The organism is Pseudomonas antarctica (assembly GCF_001647715.1).
In the GTDB taxonomy this organism is placed as follows: Bacteria; Pseudomonadota; Gammaproteobacteria; order Pseudomonadales; family Pseudomonadaceae; genus Aquipseudomonas; species Aquipseudomonas antarctica_A.
On the sequence record NZ_CP015600.1, the window covers coordinates 4,806,437 to 4,822,488 of the forward strand.

The 16,052-nt window shown below is 58.6% G+C and carries 17 protein-coding genes and 1 pseudogene; 10 read left to right on the forward strand and 8 right to left on the reverse strand.

Annotated features, from left to right (window positions below):
* Positions 1–3 precede the first annotated feature (3 nt).
* Positions 4–693: an HAD-IA family hydrolase gene (locus tag A7J50_RS21700; RefSeq protein ID WP_064453652.1), complete on the reverse strand. Its 690-nt coding sequence runs from the start codon at positions 691–693 to the stop codon at positions 4–6.
* Positions 694–1,138: 445 nt separating this feature from the next.
* Here A7J50_RS21700 and A7J50_RS21705 point away from each other — a divergent pair, with 445 nt between their 5' ends.
* Positions 1,139–1,522: a DUF2784 domain-containing protein gene (locus A7J50_RS21705; protein ID WP_064453653.1), complete on the forward strand. Its 384-nt coding sequence runs from the start codon at positions 1,139–1,141 to the stop codon at positions 1,520–1,522.
* Here A7J50_RS21705 and A7J50_RS21710 read toward each other — a convergent pair.
* Positions 1,482–2,450, reverse strand: coding sequence for an NAD-dependent epimerase/dehydratase family protein (locus tag A7J50_RS21710; protein WP_064453654.1), 969 nt, complete (start codon positions 2,448–2,450; stop codon positions 1,482–1,484). The two genes, A7J50_RS21705 and A7J50_RS21710, sit on opposite strands and share 41 nt — an antisense overlap.
* A gap of 93 nt (positions 2,451–2,543) precedes the next feature.
* Here A7J50_RS21710 and A7J50_RS21715 point away from each other — a divergent pair, with 93 nt between their 5' ends.
* From A7J50_RS21715 to A7J50_RS21740, 6 genes are all read left to right on the forward strand, one after another.
* Entirely contained in the window at positions 2,544–3,428 is an 885-nt protein-coding gene (locus tag A7J50_RS21715) for a LysR family transcriptional regulator (protein WP_064453655.1), read from the forward strand.
* Positions 3,429–3,482: 54 nt separating this feature from the next.
* Positions 3,483–4,061, forward strand: a complete 579-nt coding sequence (locus tag A7J50_RS21720; RefSeq protein WP_064453656.1) for a DUF4337 domain-containing protein — start codon at positions 3,483–3,485, stop codon at positions 4,059–4,061.
* A gap of 206 nt (positions 4,062–4,267) precedes the next feature.
* Entirely contained in the window at positions 4,268–4,927 is a 660-nt protein-coding gene (locus tag A7J50_RS21725) for a M24 family metallopeptidase (protein WP_064453657.1), read from the forward strand.
* Between the two features lie 17 nt (positions 4,928–4,944).
* On the forward strand, positions 4,945–5,298 hold the full coding sequence (locus A7J50_RS21730; protein WP_064453658.1) for a gamma-glutamylcyclotransferase family protein: 354 nt from the start codon (positions 4,945–4,947) through the stop codon (positions 5,296–5,298).
* A 103-nt stretch (positions 5,299–5,401) separates the two neighbouring features.
* Positions 5,402–5,737, forward strand: a complete 336-nt coding sequence (locus A7J50_RS21735) for a hypothetical protein (RefSeq protein WP_010563783.1) — start codon at positions 5,402–5,404, stop codon at positions 5,735–5,737.
* 77 nt (positions 5,738–5,814) lie between these two features.
* Positions 5,815–6,855: a DMT family transporter gene (locus tag A7J50_RS21740; RefSeq protein ID WP_064453659.1), complete on the forward strand. Its 1,041-nt coding sequence runs from the start codon at positions 5,815–5,817 to the stop codon at positions 6,853–6,855.
* A gap of 61 nt (positions 6,856–6,916) precedes the next feature.
* On the opposite strand, the gene A7J50_RS21745 is transcribed toward A7J50_RS21740, so the two are convergent.
* Positions 6,917–7,282 carry a hypothetical protein gene (locus A7J50_RS21745; RefSeq protein WP_064453660.1) on the reverse strand — a complete coding sequence of 122 codons (366 nt, stop codon included), beginning with the start codon at positions 7,280–7,282 and terminating at the stop codon, positions 6,917–6,919.
* Positions 7,283–8,257: a hypothetical protein gene (locus tag A7J50_RS21750; RefSeq protein ID WP_064453661.1), complete on the reverse strand. Its 975-nt coding sequence runs from the start codon at positions 8,255–8,257 to the stop codon at positions 7,283–7,285.
* Between the two features lie 506 nt (positions 8,258–8,763).
* Between A7J50_RS21750 and A7J50_RS21755 the strand changes: the two genes are divergently transcribed.
* Together A7J50_RS21755 and A7J50_RS30900 are read left to right on the forward strand one after the other, a co-directional pair.
* Complete coding sequence (locus A7J50_RS21755) at positions 8,764–9,033, forward strand: hypothetical protein (protein WP_064453662.1); 270 nt, start codon at positions 8,764–8,766, stop codon at positions 9,031–9,033.
* Between the two features lie 125 nt (positions 9,034–9,158).
* Positions 9,159–9,363, forward strand: a pseudogene (locus A7J50_RS30900) (EamA/RhaT family transporter); the annotation flags it as partial.
* Between the two features lie 34 nt (positions 9,364–9,397).
* Here the strand turns inward: A7J50_RS30900 and A7J50_RS21760 are convergent.
* A complete protein-coding gene (locus tag A7J50_RS21760) occupies positions 9,398–10,957 on the reverse strand; it encodes a sensor domain-containing diguanylate cyclase (protein WP_064453663.1) in 1,560 nt (519 codons plus the stop codon).
* A gap of 556 nt (positions 10,958–11,513) precedes the next feature.
* On the opposite strand from A7J50_RS21760, the gene A7J50_RS21770 reads away from it, so the two are divergent.
* On the forward strand, positions 11,514–11,897 hold the full coding sequence (locus A7J50_RS21770) for an EAL domain-containing protein (RefSeq protein WP_208604443.1): 384 nt from the start codon (positions 11,514–11,516) through the stop codon (positions 11,895–11,897).
* A gap of 9 nt (positions 11,898–11,906) precedes the next feature.
* Here A7J50_RS21770 and A7J50_RS21775 read toward each other — a convergent pair whose 3' ends face one another.
* The 3 genes from A7J50_RS21775 to A7J50_RS21785 are packed head-to-tail and all read right to left on the reverse strand — an operon-like array spanning position 11,907 to position 15,954.
* A complete protein-coding gene (locus tag A7J50_RS21775; protein ID WP_420492086.1) occupies positions 11,907–12,347 on the reverse strand; it encodes a response regulator in 441 nt (146 codons plus the stop codon).
* A 14-nt stretch (positions 12,348–12,361) separates the two neighbouring features.
* Positions 12,362–13,483: a fimbrial protein gene (locus tag A7J50_RS21780; protein WP_064453665.1), complete on the reverse strand. Its 1,122-nt coding sequence runs from the start codon at positions 13,481–13,483 to the stop codon at positions 12,362–12,364.
* Entirely contained in the window at positions 13,480–15,954 is a 2,475-nt protein-coding gene (locus A7J50_RS21785; RefSeq protein WP_335708560.1) for a fimbria/pilus outer membrane usher protein, read from the reverse strand. Before A7J50_RS21785 ends, A7J50_RS21780 begins: the two co-directional genes overlap by 4 nt.
* Positions 15,955–16,052: the final 98 nt, after the last annotated feature.

Genomic DNA, 16,052 nt, shown 5'->3' on the forward strand with positions numbered 1-16,052 from the left:
CAGTCAGGGAAAAGGTGGCAAGCCATAGGCGGCGAGATCGAAGTCCGCGAGTTTGCGGATGATCTGGTCGGCATGTTGGTATTTGCTGTCGGCCATGGCTTCATCGGGCACGGCGATAGCGGTCATGTTGGCGGCTTTCGCGGCCGTCACACCGAACGGCGAATCCTCGAACACCAGGCAATCCTGTGGCGCGACGCCCAAGCGGCGCGCAGCGGTCAGGAAGATATCCGGCGCAGGTTTCGCGGCGCCGACTTCCGGGTCATCGGCCGTGACGATGGTGCCGAACAGGCCAAACCATTCACGGTGCAAGGTGGTCTTGTGGCCAAACGAATTGCGCGACGAACTGGTGCCCACCGCGATCGGAATATTATGCGCCTTCAAGTGCCGCACCAGCGCCTCGGCCCCGGGCATGCCCAAGGCCTTGGGAAAACGCTCGCTCATCAGCGGTTCACGGATTCTGAGAAACTCTGCTGGCGTGATCGGCAAGTCCAGCGCCTTGACCACGTAATCGGCCAGGTCCTGAGCGCCTCGGCCGATGATGTGCTGCTTGATGCCCCAGTCGTAGGTACGGCCGTAGCGTTCGGCGATGATCTGCGTGACTTCGGTGTAGATGCCTTCGGTATCCAGCAATAACCCGTCCATATCGAAAATCACGGCCTTGATCGAGCCGACTGCGGTACGCGGTGCATTCATCACAACAGAACCTTGGGGAAAGGACTAAAAGGATTCAGCACAATAACGGCCCAGGTTGCTTGCAAGCAACCATCACGGCCACAAACCTGAGCCCGCCCTCACGCCTTACTCCGCAAAGTCCACGCCTTCAGTCATCTCAGCCCACGCCTCAAAATCAGCGCTTAACACCCTTTGACCAGGGTGCATGCAAAACCCAACGTAGCCTTGCCCGGCAGCAGGCACACTGGACGGCTTCGGCTTTGCCTATGTTGGGCGCTCCAGCCTCGCGCCCTATTTGCAAAGCGGCGAGTGGGTAGAAGTATTGGGCGACGGGATCATCCATAGTACGTGGCGGGTGTATGACGGCAATCGCAGTAATATGTCGAAAAAACTGCCTGTGTTTATCGCCTACCCGCAAGAAGAATTCGGCGCCTGACACTGGCCCACCTTATAAGCGAATCCCAACATGCTCTATCGCGTAGCCGCCGACAGCCTGGTGCTGTTTCACCTGAGTTTCATCTTGTTCGTGCTGTTCGGCGGATTGCTGGCCCTCAAGTGGCGGCCTGTCATGTGGCTGCACCTGCCCGCAGCGGCCTGGGGGGTCGCCGTCGAGGTGTTCCACCTGCCCTGCCCGCTGACCCGTTGGGAGAACCTGTTCCGCCATCTCGCCGGGCAGGACGGTTATGGCGGCGGGTTTGTCGAGCATTACATCCTCACGCTGATCTACCCGGCCGGGCTGACCCCGAACATTCAATGGGTACTCGGGGCCGTGGTGTTGCTGATCAACATGGCGGTGTATGTGCGCTTGATCAGGCGGACGCAGGCAAACACCCCAGGTCGGCCAAGGTAGTCTCCACCGCCTGTTCCAGCGGCGTGTGCGGCTCACGGCCCAAGGCATCCAGCAAGCGCTGGTTATCCAGGCGCAACGGGGTTTGCCACAGGTAGCGCATTTCCTGCATCTCACGGACTGTGACGACAAAGGGCGCTGCCAATTTCATCAACCACCAAGGGAAACGACCTACGCGCGGTTGATGGCCGGTCCGACGCAGCACCACGCGCTGGATCGCCTCGGCCATCTGCGTGCCGTCCGTGTCCATATGCCCAGCCATATGAAAGCGCGCGAACGCATCGAGGCTCGCCCGACGCTCAATCAACTCGAGCATCGTGCGCGCCACATCCGGCAGGTACGCCCATTGATGCGCCACACCGGGAGCGCCCGGGTAGCTGACGGCGTGCACCGGTTTGCCGGGCTTGACCAAGCCTTGGGCGAACCAATTGTTGGCCACCCGGGCGCCGAAAAAATCCCCGGCGCGCACGATCACCACACGAGCGCCCTGGCGGGAAGCGTCCTGTAGACGCTGCTCCAGTTGCACACGAATCGCGCCTTTGCGTGTCTGCGGGTGCTGAGGCGAGTCTTCGTGCAACACGGGAAACGCATCCGGCCCGAAGTTGTAGACCGTGCCAGGCAACACGATGGTCGCGCCCTCGGCGATGGCCGCCGCGATACTGTTATCGATCATTGGCAGCACCTGCTCGGCCCAGTTGCGATAGCCCGGTGGGTTGACCGCATGGACGATCACCGCACAGCCACGCGCGGCAGCGAGCACTTCCTGGCGATTGAGTGCATCGCCCTGGAGCCAGGAGAAGGCGGCATTCGCACGGCGCGCCTTGTCCACATCCCGGGTCAACGCACACACCTCCCAGCCTGCCGCACTCATCTGCCGCGCCACTTCGCCGCCGATCCCGCCCGTCGCTCCCAATACCAGAACTTTGCTCATGACCTTCTCCCACGTTGGTTGGTGAGGCCATTGTGTGGCGGGGTCAGCTATAGATAAATTGCCGAAGAGCATCGAGCCGCTATACATTTATGCATGCCTGCGAATATTGGTTGGGAGCTTTACCGGTCGTTCCTCGGCGTACTGAAGGAAGGATCGTTGTCGGGGGCCGCGCGGCTGCTTGGCATCACACAGCCGACGGTCGGCCGGCACATCGCTGCACTGGAATTGGCGCTGGGGGTGGTGCTGTTTACTCGCTCGCCCACCGGGCTGTTGCCGACGGCGGTGGCCCACACCTTGCGCGCCCACGCCGAAACCATGGAGCGCACGGCCGCCGCCCTGGAGCGCGCCGCGTCAGCCCAAGGCGACGAGGTACGTGGCGTGGTGCGGATTTCCGCCAGTGAAGTGGTCGGCGTGGAAGTGTTGCCGCCGATCATCACGCAGTTGCGCCGCCAGCACCCGCACCTGCGGGTTGAACTGATCCTGAGCAACCGCCTGATCGACCTGCTGCAACTGGAGGCCGACATCGCTGTGCGTATGGTGCGACCGAGCCAGGAGCAACTGCTGGCAAGGCGCGTCGGCCTGATCGAAGTCGGCCTGCACGCCCGCGACGATTATCTGCAACAGCACGGCATCCCTCTTCAGATGCAAGACCTGGTCGGCCACTCGGTGATTGGCTTCGATCAGGAAAGCGCGTTTATCCGCAGCCTGGCCATCAAAGGCTTTGAACGCAGCACCTTCGCCATCAGCAGCGACAGCGACCTGGCACAACTGGCGCTGATTCGCGCCGGTGCCGGTATCGGCGGCTGCCAGGTGCAACTGGCCAAGCAAGACCCGCGCCTGCACCGGGTCCTGCCCGACGCGTTTGCGTTCAAGATGGACACGTGGGTCACCATGCACGAAGACCTGCGCAACAGCCCGCGCTGCCGGGTGACATTTGATGCGCTGGTGCAGGGTTTACAGCGTTACGTACAGGATTGAGACAGCTGAACTGGTAAAGAATCAGACTCCCTCATTCCGTTCGTAGACGCCCCCATGTCCGAAGCCTTCGAAGTCCCCAGCCCCCACGAAAAACACGTCGAACACACCACCGAACACGCCCATGGCCGTGGAGACAATTTCGCCAGCCGCATCGCTGTGATGACCGCCCTGATGGCCACCCTCGGCGCCATGCTCAGCTACCAGGCCGGCTCGACCGAAAGCGAAGCGGCAATGGACAAAAACAACGCCGCCATCATCAAGACCGAAGCCGCCAACCAGTGGAACTACTACCAGGCCAAATCCAGCCGACAAAACCTGGCGGAACTGGCCACCCATATTCCCGGTGTGGATGCTGCGCATTACAAGGATGAGATCGAACGCTACAAGGGCCAGAAGGAAGAAGTGCGCAAGCAGGCCGAGAAGCTTGAGGCGACTTCGCGGGACTGGGATCAGAAGTCCGAAGAGGCGCTGCACCAGCATCACCGTTGGGCCCAGGCGATGACGGCGATTCAGATCGCGATTTCGCTGGCGGCGATCACGTTGCTGACGCGTAAGGAGTGGTTGAAGCGGATGTCATACACCGCTGGCGGCGTGGCCGTGATATTGGGCAGCCTGGCGTGGCTGCATCTCTGACTGACCGAACGCGGTCAAAAAGTGGGCGCTGGCTTGCCTGCGATGGTGGAGGGTCAGGCCGCATCACTGTTTGCTGAACCCGCGCTATCGCAGGCAAGCCAGCGCCCACAGGTGCTCTTCGGGGTTTTCAGAGTTGGGCTCTGAATCGTATCGCTATATAGTAAAACGCATAGCGACCAGTACAGCTTGAACGCGAGGGAAAACCGGTGACTGCACAACCCAAAGAAGCCGTGGGCGCCGCCTACAGTATCGACTCCATGCGTTATGCCCAGACCATGACGTGGCAAGCCATCGACCACCTTGCCCAACGTATTCGCCCCGGCATGCTCGAATCCGAAGCGCGCGAGCTGGGCAAGCAGGTGCTCACCGAGCTCGACATGCAACGCATCTGGCACCCGCTACTGGTGCGTTTCGGTGCCAACACCCTCAAGACCTTCAAGCAACGCTCCGACGGCGACCCGGTACTGGGTGAACACGATATCTTCTTCATCGACATGGGCGCGGTGTGGCAAGGCCACGAAGGCGACGCCGGTGCGACCTTCACCACCGGCAACGACCCGCAGATGATCGCCTGCGCCAACGCCGCCAAAGAACTCTTCGACCGCGTACAATCACGCTGGAAAAACCACCAGGCCGTGGGTCTTGAGCTTTATCGCTACGCCGAGGAGCAGGCCCAGGCCATGGGCTGGCAACTGAACCTCGACATCAAAGGGCACCGCGTCAGCGACTTTCCCCACGCGATTCACCGTGGCGGCGACCTGGGGGATTTCGAGCACTACCCGAATGCCGGACTGTGGATCCTGGAAATCCAGATCGCCCACCCGAGCAAGCCGTACGGCGCCTTCTACGAAGATTTACTCGCCTGACCCACCAAGGAATCAAAATGGAACACTCCACCCAATTTCCTGTGCTGCTGTTTTCCTACGGCACCTTGCAAGACAAGGCCGTGCAACTGGCCAACTTCGGCCGGGAATTAGTCGGCCAGCAGGACGCGATGCTGGGCTATTCACAAAGCTGGGTAGAAATCACCGACCCCGAAGTGCTGGCCACCAGCGGCAAGACCCACCACCCGATTGTCGCACCGACTACAGAAAAGGCGGCCAGCGTTGAAGGCATGGTCTTTCAGATCAACGAACAGGAACTGGCGGCGGCGGATGCGTATGAAGTGTCCGACTATAAGCGGGTCTCGGTCGCGCTGGCTTCCGGGCTGACGGCTTGGGTGTACGTACAAGCGTGAAGATCAAAATGTGGACTGATTGATGTCAATCCGCCCTGGCCGCGTTTAAAGTGTCGCCCCCCTCGTGAATTGAATCGCGAGGGTTAGTCCATGGAGTTACACAGTGAAGTACGTCAGTAAAGTGGTTGCAGCAGCAGTTCTCGGTTTCGCACTGGCAGGCTGCACCGGCACCGCCATCAAATCCCCGCAGTACGACAGCAGCCAGTACACCGTGCTGGGCCACAGTGAAGCCAGCGCCACCGGCATCATGTTGTTCGGCGTTATCCCTATCGGCCAGAACAGCCGTTTTGTACGCGCTCAGGATGCAGCCATCAAAGCCAAAGGCGGCGACGCGCTGATCAACACCCAAGTGCAGGAAAACTGGTTCTGGGCATGGGTATTGAGCGGTTACACCACCAAGATCTCGGGTGATGTGATCAAGCTGAAAACCGCGCAATAAGTGTGAACGTGTCAAAATCGCCAGGGCATTAACCCCTGCGCGCGACGTATCATGGGCCTGACCTTCGAGGATGGCCCATGAACCTCAGTATCCTGTACGCACTTGCCGCTGCCGCCCTCTTCGGCGCCAGCACGCCGCTCGCCAAAAGCCTCGGCCTGGGCCTCTCGCCCGTGCTGCTCGCGGGCCTGCTCTACCTCGGCAGCGGAATCGGCCTGGCCGGCGTGCGCCTTATCCGTGATCGCGGCTGGAAACCCAGCGGGCTGACCCGTTCCGAATGGCCGTGGCTGATCGGCGCCATCGCGTTCGGCGGCATCCTCGGGCCGGTCGCGTTGATGTTCGGCCTGACTCGCACAGCAGGCGCGACCGCTTCCCTGATGCTCAACCTTGAGTCGGTGCTGACCGCCGTTATCGCCTGGCTGGTATTCAGAGAAAACGCCGACCGGCGCATCGTCCTGGGCATGCTCGCAATCGTGCTGGGCGGCGTGGTGTTGTCAGGGTCCGGCGGTGGCGGCACGAGCCACGACTGGACCGGGCCGTTTGCCGTGGCGGTGGCCTGTTTGTGCTGGGGGATTGATAACAACCTGACGCGCAAGGTGTCTGCGTCGGACGCGGTGTTTATTGCGGGCGCCAAGGGATTAATTGCCGGGGTGGTGAATTGCAGTTTGGCGCTGTATCTCGGGGCGCAGATTCCGGGTGTTGCGCAGCTGGCGCCTATCTTGTTGGTTGGCTTTCTGGGGTATGGCATCAGCCTGGTCATGTTCGTGCTGGCATTGCGCGGTCTGGGCAGTGCGCGCACCGGCGCCTACTTTTCGACGGCGCCGTTCCTCGGTGCCGCGATTGCGTTGCTGGTGATGGGCGAGTCGGTGACCATGGCGTTCTGGATTGCGTCGGCGCTGATGGCCGTAGGTGTGTGGCTGCACCTGACGGAGCGGCATGCGCATGAGCATCTGCACGAGGCGACGGAGCATGGGCATCGGCACGTGCATGACGAGCATCATCAACATGAGCATGGGTTTGAATGGGACCCGGCGCAGCCGCATAGTCATGTGCATGTTCATAGCCCGATGAGGCATAGCCATGCGCATTTTCCGGATGTGCATCATCGGCACAGGCATTGATGCACTGACGGCTGGGCGGCCGGACATTATGAGAAATGGCTAGGTAGCGTCGCCCTGCTTTTCAAGGCCAATCGTCAATAAAAAACCAGCTGACGGTGAGGCCGAAAAGGGAGAGACAGGTAACGAAAGTTGGTACGACCATCCAGTACTTTAGGTGCCGAGGTATTTTTTCAACATCCTCAACAAGTACCATCCCTCTCCACTGAATGACTTTTGGGATAAGAATGACGGTAGCCATGGCGTATACGCGTTGGGGCCTTCCTTCAAAGGGCGCATTACGAAAAGTGTGCCTGCATCCGACTATGTAGCTGCTGTATTGCATATAGCGCTCGGCGGCATCGAGTTTTTTGAACATGGCAGAAAACATGATCGGGAAGCTTAGTAGCAAGAGGGCGCACGAGCCCAACACAAAATATTCCAAGTACATTCAACTCTCCACGGACTTATAGAGAAATTTTCCTACAAATTCTCCAGCGTTGCTTCCGAACTTGCCTGAGGTGAGTCCGCCCGCAGCACCGCCGACGATGGCGCATGCCAAAGCTCCGGCGCCCATTGTAGGGATGCCAAAAACAATCGCGCAGGCACTGGTACCGACAAGAGCACCCAGTGTCCCGCCCACGGATGCGCCGCCAACGCCAATCACCAACTTGCCGCCTTCAACATACTTCGCCTGCGTACACTCTTGCTCACGCCCAGTGGAACACGCCTCCGATATCTCCAACGCTGTCGCCCCAACATCCAGCGCTATACCAATGTAAGTCCCCTTCTTCAGCATCTGCGAAGCCTTGGCTAAACGCTTGACCCGCGCCTCATACCCCCGAATTTCTCCATGCTGCCAATAGCTTTTACTGGATATCCCCAGCATCTTTTTAATCGAACCTTCGTTTCTCAACCCCGTACCAAAGCGCGCCATCCCCGAGATTTGGCTGTCCAACCTTGCAAACAGTGCTCTTCGTTTAGCCAGAAACTCCTCCCTCGCCCCCGTGGTTCCCTTTCTCAAATACTGCTTATGCAACTCCTCGATTTCCATAAGGGTCTTCTCGACTTGCGCCAAATGCTTGCTCCAAGCGCTGCTGGCACTGCCGATGCCAACGGACGAATAGGTCAAGATGGCCAGCAACTGATCATAGTTTTTGACCAGGAACTGGTCGGTTGCGGAGTATGCCAACAAGGCGAGCTTTATATTCAGCGCCGAGCGCATCAGCTGTGCCTCTTCAGCGGTGCAAGAGGCAGTTCGGCTATCCCCGATGATCACCAACTGCCCAGGCAACACCAGCGTGTTGCGGATGTGCGAGTTGAGGGTGTCGAATTTGGTCTGGGTATGGGGATCAAGCGCCAGGCTCAGTTTAAGCAGCGGATAAGGCTGCGGTCGTTCGTTGATAAATGCGTAGGGTCCCTGCATGCGTGCACTTCCAAGTGACTGAGGCGCACGACTATAAGAAGGCGCTACAACCGAGGTAAGACGCGTATAGGGGTGGTTTTAACGTTTCAGAAAAAGACTACTTAAATCGAAGCATATGCCTACGATTGCAGGTTCCGGCTGATCACCTGCCCCCATCAGTCAAGGGGATTGCGTGGATCTGAGCGAGATTGATTACTTCGGCAACGTCCTACAGGCCACTCAGAAGCATCGGCCTGCCGCTTCGATACCGCCAGGCCTATAGTCATGCGGTCGCCCACATGGCGATCGGGTTTGGCGACTCGACGATAAATCGACAGAAACGTCTCGGCGTATTTGCGGGCTGCTTCTGCGCGCAATAAGCTGCTCAACGGTAGCTGTGCGCGGGAGACCTTCGGGTCTGCCGGTTTTTCCGATTGTCCCGGTTCGCCAACCTGCGTACAGCTGCCACCCTTTTTGTTTGGCGACAAATGTGTGGTTGCTATCCTTCGACAACCGGAGTTCCACATATGAACCAATACATAGCCCTCACCAGCAACGACAGCGCCACCCCTGCCCTTTTTGTCGATACCACCGTGCCGCTGGAAATACTCCTCGACGCTGCGACCTATCGTCTTCGTGCCGTTACCCAAGTTATTGAGAACCTCGCACTACGTAGCGAGATAAGTAGCGATGCAGTTGTGCTCAGCGATTTCGCGCTGCTCTGCTCAATTCCGCTGCGCGACGGTTGCGACTTGCTGGACGTCATAGGGCGGCGGATGGACACGCCGTGCTCGTGATACAAGAACGGCACGCTTTCAAATTCAAGAAATAACAAAACCTCTGGTTTCTTACGAAATCAGAGGTTTTATTTTTCTCGTAGTTGGCGGTGAGAGAAAGCAAATATGTCCGCCCCCTTTTCTGCGCAGTTCTCGGTCTGGGCAGTGCGCGCACCGAAGCCTACTTCTCGACCGCGCCGTTTCTCGGTGCCGCAGTTGCCTTGCTGGTGATGGGCGAGTCGGTGACTGTCTGTGGCTTTCTGGATTGCGTCGGCGCTGTTGGCCGTGAGTGTGTGGCTGCACCTGACGGAGTGGCATGCGCACAACGCGGCGGAACACGGGCACCGGCATTGACGGCATGTGCTCATGCTGACGGCCTAGCCCATCAAGGCTGCTCAGCCACCACGCAATTGCGCCCGTTTTGTTTGGCCTGGTACAACAGCTGGTCAGCCCTCTCAAGCACAACCGCTATCGAATCGGCGCCGGGGTGCCATAGCGCGACGCCCAGCGAAACCGTCACGTGCCCGACAGTTTCAATGTCCGCTGCGTCAATTGAGGCACGCAGTCGCTCGGCGACATCCATTGCAGCCTGAAGCGAACTATTGGGCAATAACAACACGAACTCCTCTCCACCGACCCTGCAGGGCAAGTCATTGGACCGCGAATTCTGCTGCATGAGCTGCGCGATAGCCCTCAGTGTTTCATCACCTGCACCGTGGCCGAAGGTGTCGTTCACACGTTTGAAGTGGTCGATGTCCATGGAAACAACGGCGAACGCTTTTTCGGCCTCCTGCCAGCGCGCCAGGATGTCCTGCATCGCTCGACGGTTGGCCAGGCCTGTCAGCGCATCGGTTTGCGCTTGCTGATTGAGCTTGCCGATTTTCTCTTGCAGCAGGGTGGCACCCAGCAACAATGCTCTGCGAATCTGCCAGCTTTCGAAATAACGCGCCGGGACTGCCCGGATGCGTTCGTAGCTGTCGGGTGTGTCCAGTCGTTTGGCGCACTCGGCAAGCCTGGACAGCGGCGCCGAGATCCTTGTCCCCAACCACCAGATCAAGATGATTCCGAACAGAGCCAGTGGCGCTATACCCTGCATGACCTTGGCCATGGTATGGCGCAGAACGGCGTGGATATTTTCCAGTGGCTGTTGCGAAATCACCCCCCAACCGCTACTGGGCACCCTGGCGAAACCCGCGAGCATTTCCACGTCATTGGCATCCGTCGCCTGCAAAGTACCGGCGTCCTGACTGAGCGCAGCATCAGCGATCAAGCCCTTACCCGTGACGCTGCCGATCTGCTCGGGGTCGGTGTGATAGAGCACCCGACGGGCGCTGTCGATGAGATAGACATGCGCCCCATCCTTGCGCACATTGGTATCCATCAGTGCCTGTAGTGTATTTCTCTGCTCAAGCCGGACACTGCCGCCTATCAGGCCCAGGTATTCGCCTTTCGCGTCAAATACGGGCTGGGTAATGAACACCACCAGATTGCCGGAGAGGGACCTGAACGCATTGCTGATTCTTGGCACACGAAGGCTGAGCGGCTCCTTGTGTTGCAGCGTGCGCCCATCGAGATGGAGGCTTTCCGGGGCTGAGGCAATGATTGTCCCGCCCGCGTCGACGATCAGCACAGAGTTGAAGCTGGCGTCCTGGCCAAACAGTCGATCGGCCTCCTCCGCCAAATAGCGCTTATCGTCAAACGCCTTACCAATGACCCCGGAGCCATACTTTAACTTGTCCAGGTCAGAGTTAAGCACCTGCTCCACACTCAGCGCGATCCGAGAAGCGTAGGCCTTGTTCACCTCCAGGGCATTCTCAATTAACTCCTGCTTCTGAATCTTGAACGTCACCCAGAAACTATTGACCAGGGTTGCAAAGGCAGAGAGCAGTACAAAGATAAGAATCAGAGTGCGAAGGTTGAGCTTAGGCTTCGGTCGAGTGGTCATTATTAAAAAATCCGGGTGTGCGGGAGAATGACAAACGATTTCACCCTTGGTATCGCATCCTGGCCGAAAGCAGCCGCTGCCGCATGCTTGGACGCCCGCCAGGCAATTCTGAACCCACTGAGCCGTTGTGTCTGAGAGTAGACGCTATAAAACACCGCCCGTCCCATATTGGACCTATATGGCCTTTTTTCAGACGCAAAAAACCACAAACCCCTGACTTTCGCTAGGAAAATCAGGGGTTTGTGTTTACTAAATGTGGCGGTGAAGGAGTCCGCCAAATCATAATCCACCAGAAACTCAATAAATCCTACAAGCCTTTATAATACGGCACTTATAAGCCTATCATCGTCTCAAGACGTCCACCAACATTCGTCACCTTCCTAGCCTTTGTGGGGGAACAATGAGCAGGGCCAACTCATAGGCATGGCATTCAACCTGTCCGTCCCTTGGGCATTGATGAGCGAAACACTTGTCGAGCGCTTGGAGACTCGGTTGCGCCAGCACCCTCTGCCACTTTCATCACTAACCATCGAAATCACCGAGGACGGTCCTAGCGGTGCTTGCGCTAGCAGCGTTGAAAACGCTTAATCGCCTGCGCCTATTGGGCATACGCCTATCGATTAATGACTTCGGCACGGGCTGTTCGTCACTTTTACGACTATGCCAGGTACCGTTTAGTGAAATAAAACTGGCGCAAGAGTTCACCCAATTTATCGACGGCCCCGGCCACTACCGTGCAGTCATTCGCAACACACTGGTTCTGGCCGGCAATTTGGGCATGCAACTGGTGGTGGAAGGTATCGAAACCGCGGCTCAGCAGGATCATTTGTATGAGATGGGGGTGCAGATTGGTCAGGGCTTTTTGTGTGCTAAACCGATGGCGATCGATGTATTTGAAAGGTGGATACAAGAACCGATGACAGAAGCCTGTTTCCAATAACGGTTTTCATTAGGCTCCGACTTCTCCGTTTCGCTCCTGCGCAACAGGACAGGTCTCGACCTTTGCCATCAGGTGGGTGAGGGTTTCGAGGTCCGGCAATGGCAAAGCACTGATCAGCACCTTGTGTTGACGGCATACCAGAAGCGAGGGTACGCCCCGTTGCTGATCATCGTAAATCAATGCATAACGAATATGCGGGTTGTCCATGCAGAAAGAAAACAGATCAAATTTCACCCCCTTCACCAATGAGGCGTTGATAATCAACAGGTCCAGAGGCTCGCGGTCGTACTCCACCGCACTAAATACCTGCACCAGTTGATGCAAGGGTGCAATACGGTAATAACCCAAATGGTTCAGGTCCCGTTCAATCCTCAACCGGTAAAAGTGTTGTTCATCTGCGATCAGAATTCGTAGCGCTTTATTCGGCCTTATTCGCATCCTCGCGATCACTCTCAAGTTTTCCATCACTGATAGATAATCGTAAACGTCGCCGACGCATTGGCCGGCCCCGGCATGACCTTGGCCTGCGTTTGCAAATAGCGGGCACGCAACGGGATTGAATAGCTGCTCTCGGTCGTTCGCAGGACCAGGCCACTGTTCTGATTGGTAGACAAAGGCAACCCACTGCCGTTAGTGGTCGCGATCTGCACGCCTACGCCGGTGGCGGCAGGTGAGCTGCCGGTGGCCGATGGGTCGAGGCTCAGCACGCCAGTGCCGGCGTTGATCGCCGCCCGTGCCGGGTCAATGCGATATTGCAGGGTGTTGTTGACCAGGGTGCCACTGGTGCCCGTGCCGGTGGGCGCGTTGCCGCTCTGGGAAATCCAACCTGGCCCTGCGGTGCTGAATGTTCCCGTAAACGCCGGACAGTCATTCAATTGAATGGCAAAATCGACCCAGCCGCTGGCCGTGTTTATTCCGGTAAATGTCTTGGTCTGATGCGTGCCCATAGGGACTGTCACATCCGGCGTACTGCAGGTGCGCGAGACAATCTGGATACTGCCGGAGATGCCCATCTTGAACCCCAACATTCTGGCATCGCCAAAATTGCCAAACAGGCTCACGGTCGGCAACGTGCTGCCCATTAACACTCCCGGGGAGATATCGCCTATCTTGATGAGGATCAATTCATAATTGGATGGACCATCAAAAGGAACCAGGCACCTCCAGCCCGCCGAACACGTGGTCCATGATGGGCTACTTTGCCTTGGTAGCGGGCCGCCCGTGCTGTTAAAGGCGACCCCGAGCCCCGGAATCCTGGTTCTGTAGACTTTGTTGGCGTAGGTTCCGCTGGACCAACTGGCCAGTGAATTGTTCTCAAGAGTCATCTCCATCCATTGTTGAAACGGGGCATACAGGCACTCTAGCTTCACTGCCTGGCCCGCCGCCATGCTGAACTTCTGTCGATACACCTCAGTGCCCACCGGCACATCGCGCCCAACGCTGATGGAGGATATCTGCAACGGCATGTCGCCCACCGCCGGCTGAATACCGTTCATGTAGGTACAGGTGACTGCCATGGCCGTGTTGGCAGCGGCCCACAGCGCCATGACCGCCAATCCCGATTTGATCAAAGCCCTGATGTTCATAACGGTACCTTTTGCATAGTGTTGGGCCGCACGCTGTTCGCGACCTGTTTGCCTGCCGCACACACGGCGTCCAGCTGTTGCAACTGCTGCCCCTCACCTGGGCCCGGCGGAATGGCCAACGCGCACTGCTGATGGGCTTTGCTGCCCCAGTTGATCAGCAATTGACGGGTGTCCGGCTTGATCCGCGCATAGAGCTGGCCACCCTGCCCGACCATACCGACCGTGGCGCCTTCGCCATCAGTTACGCCGGCGCCGAACGGCAAGCTGCTGCCATCGTCCAGGCGCACATTGAGCAGCACCGCACGGCCCTGGTTGGTGGTGTATTTGAGGTGCACCACGGCACCGGCACGTGGTGCGACTTGCTGGCTGGTTTCGTTGAATTCGACGTCCAGGGAGCTGCCGGCCGGGTCAATGGCCACTTCATTCAACTCATATGGGCGCAAGTACGGCACCACAGCATTGCCACTCCCGTCGAGCCTCAGGCCTGGGTAACCGGAAACTTTGGCGCCCTGCGCACCGGGCGCACTGATCACTGCCATGGTTTCGCCGCGATAAGGCGACAACGTCACACCTTCGGAGTGAGCCACCACCGTGCCGCTGGCGCCCAGGGACGTGCTGGTATACCCATCGCCATAGCCCAATGCGGCATTGAGCATGGCCCGGGCGCCGGTGTACTGCCCGTTGAACGCAGCGCTCTTGCTGCTACTGCCGCCATCGTGCCCGAAGGTAGCGCCGTAGCCATACTGGCGGTCTTCGCCGGCAGTACCACTGATACCGACCTGCTCGCTGTAGTTGCCGCGGGTGTCACGGCCAACCTGGGCGGTCATCTGCGGTCCATAACCCGAGCCGCCGAGTTCCAGGGGCATGCTCATGGTCAGCAGAAAACTGTTCTCCATGTCGCCCATGCCCACACGGCTGCGGTTGGCATTCACACTGAAACTCACGCGGTTGAATTGCTTGCTATAGCTGAACTGGTATTGCACGTCGCTGCCCGGCTGGTTCCAGTAGTTCTGGGCATAGCCGCTGATAGTCACTTGGCCCCAAGGCCCGAGCGTCTGGTCGGCGGTGATGGACAGGCGGCTACGCGGGCGCCCAAATAAGCGGGTATCCCAGCCATTTTTCTCGGCATCCAGCAGTTGCACTGCATTGCTGAAATCCAGGTAGTCACCGGTAGAAAACCGATAAGCCGCCACCGAAAAGTTACTGCCGGTGCTGAGTACGTTCTTGCTGTAGGACACGCGCATGCTCTGCCCTTTGGCGGTACCGCCAGCCAGCTCGGTCTGAGCATGAGTCACGTCGACCGCCATGGCACCGATGGGCGTACCGAACGCCACGCCCGTGAGTAACGCCGTGTAGTGGTCGCTCGATTGCACACCACCAAACCCGGTGAACGTGTTGTTCAGGCCGTATTGCAAAGTACCTTGCAGCAGGCGTACCTGTTGGTCGACATAGTTGTTGCGGGTTTCACCGGCGGTAAGGCTGAAACGCGCGGTTCCTGGGCGCAGCAACTGGCTGACCGAGGCATAGGGCACGATAAAGTTCTGTTCCGTGCCGTCTGCCTCGGCAACGCTCACATTGAGGTCGCCGCCGTAGCCGGTGGAGTACAGGTCGTCGATCACAAAGGCACCGGGCGCTACAGTGGTTTCCAGCAATACGTTGCCGGACTGGCGAATGGTGACCCGCGCGTTGGTGCGCGCAATGCCACGGATGACCGGGGCATAACCGCGCATGGAGTCGGGCAGCATCCGGTCGTCGCTGGCCAACTGCACGCCGCGAAAGGACAATGTGTCGAAGATCTCGCCGCTGGTGTTGGACTCCCCCGCCGTGAACTGGCTTTTCAGCGCAGTGATATCGCGCTGTACGTAAGTGTCCAGGGCTTGGTATTTGTTGCCCTGGCGCGACTGCCAGCTCATCGACGCGTTGTGGCGCAGGCGCCAGTCACCCAGATTGAGGCCGGCGTTGAGGCCCATGAAAGCCGAGTCATAGTTACCGGAGCGGGTGCGGTTCCGATTAGCGTTAAAGTTGTAACTGAGCATGCCTGCAGTAACCCCGCGGTCCCACAGTTCAGGGCTGACATAGCCCCGGGAATTACGCTTCAAGGCCGCTTGGGGAATGCTGAGGTCGAGCGCCTGGTTCTCGGGCGAAAAGTTCGCGCTGGCGCCTTGGATCAAACTGCCCAGTGCCACGCAGCCCTGACTACCGAGCGCCTGACTGGCCTCGGGTGGCAACTTGGACATTTCCACGCCCTGGCGCTCAAGCAACCCATGATCCATGCACACCACCGGCTTGCTGCCGTCGGGCTGGGCCTCAATGCGGATGTCCTGGCGGCTGTTCAACTGGCCATTGAGCAAAACGTCGGCGCGGTACTGTCCTGGCGTCACCGGGTTACCGGCCTGGTATTTACCGAGGTCAAGATTGCGTGAATCCTCAGGCAGAAACGCGTCGTTGAACTGCACCTCTTGCGCCAACACCCCTTGCACTCCCCATGCACCAGGAGTAACGGCCAATACCCTGAGTATCAAGGTCGTAAGCGGATTCAAGGCAAAGCGAGGCTGCGCCCGCAGGGCAA

Coding starts and splice junctions, on each gene's coding strand:
- A7J50_RS21750 (WP_064453661.1), bottom strand. CDS start 8,257: ATGCAGGGACCCTACGCATTTATCAACGAACGACCGCAGCCTTATCCG.
- A7J50_RS21700 (WP_064453652.1), bottom strand. CDS start 693: ATGAATGCACCGCGTACCGCAGTCGGCTCGATCAAGGCCGTGATTTTC.
- A7J50_RS21755 (WP_064453662.1), top strand. CDS start 8,764: ATGAACCAATACATAGCCCTCACCAGCAACGACAGCGCCACCCCTGCC.
- A7J50_RS21705 (WP_064453653.1), top strand. CDS start 1,139: ATGCTCTATCGCGTAGCCGCCGACAGCCTGGTGCTGTTTCACCTGAGT.
- A7J50_RS21710 (WP_064453654.1), bottom strand. CDS start 2,450: ATGAGCAAAGTTCTGGTATTGGGAGCGACGGGCGGGATCGGCGGCGAA.
- A7J50_RS21745 (WP_064453660.1), bottom strand. CDS start 7,282: ATGTACTTGGAATATTTTGTGTTGGGCTCGTGCGCCCTCTTGCTACTA.
- A7J50_RS21715 (WP_064453655.1), top strand. CDS start 2,544: ATGCCTGCGAATATTGGTTGGGAGCTTTACCGGTCGTTCCTCGGCGTA.
- A7J50_RS21720 (WP_064453656.1), top strand. CDS start 3,483: ATGTCCGAAGCCTTCGAAGTCCCCAGCCCCCACGAAAAACACGTCGAA.
- A7J50_RS21730 (WP_064453658.1), top strand. CDS start 4,945: ATGGAACACTCCACCCAATTTCCTGTGCTGCTGTTTTCCTACGGCACC.
- A7J50_RS21780 (WP_064453665.1), bottom strand. CDS start 13,483: ATGAACATCAGGGCTTTGATCAAATCGGGATTGGCGGTCATGGCGCTG.
- A7J50_RS21760 (WP_064453663.1), bottom strand. CDS start 10,957: ATGACCACTCGACCGAAGCCTAAGCTCAACCTTCGCACTCTGATTCTT.
- A7J50_RS21740 (WP_064453659.1), top strand. CDS start 5,815: ATGAACCTCAGTATCCTGTACGCACTTGCCGCTGCCGCCCTCTTCGGC.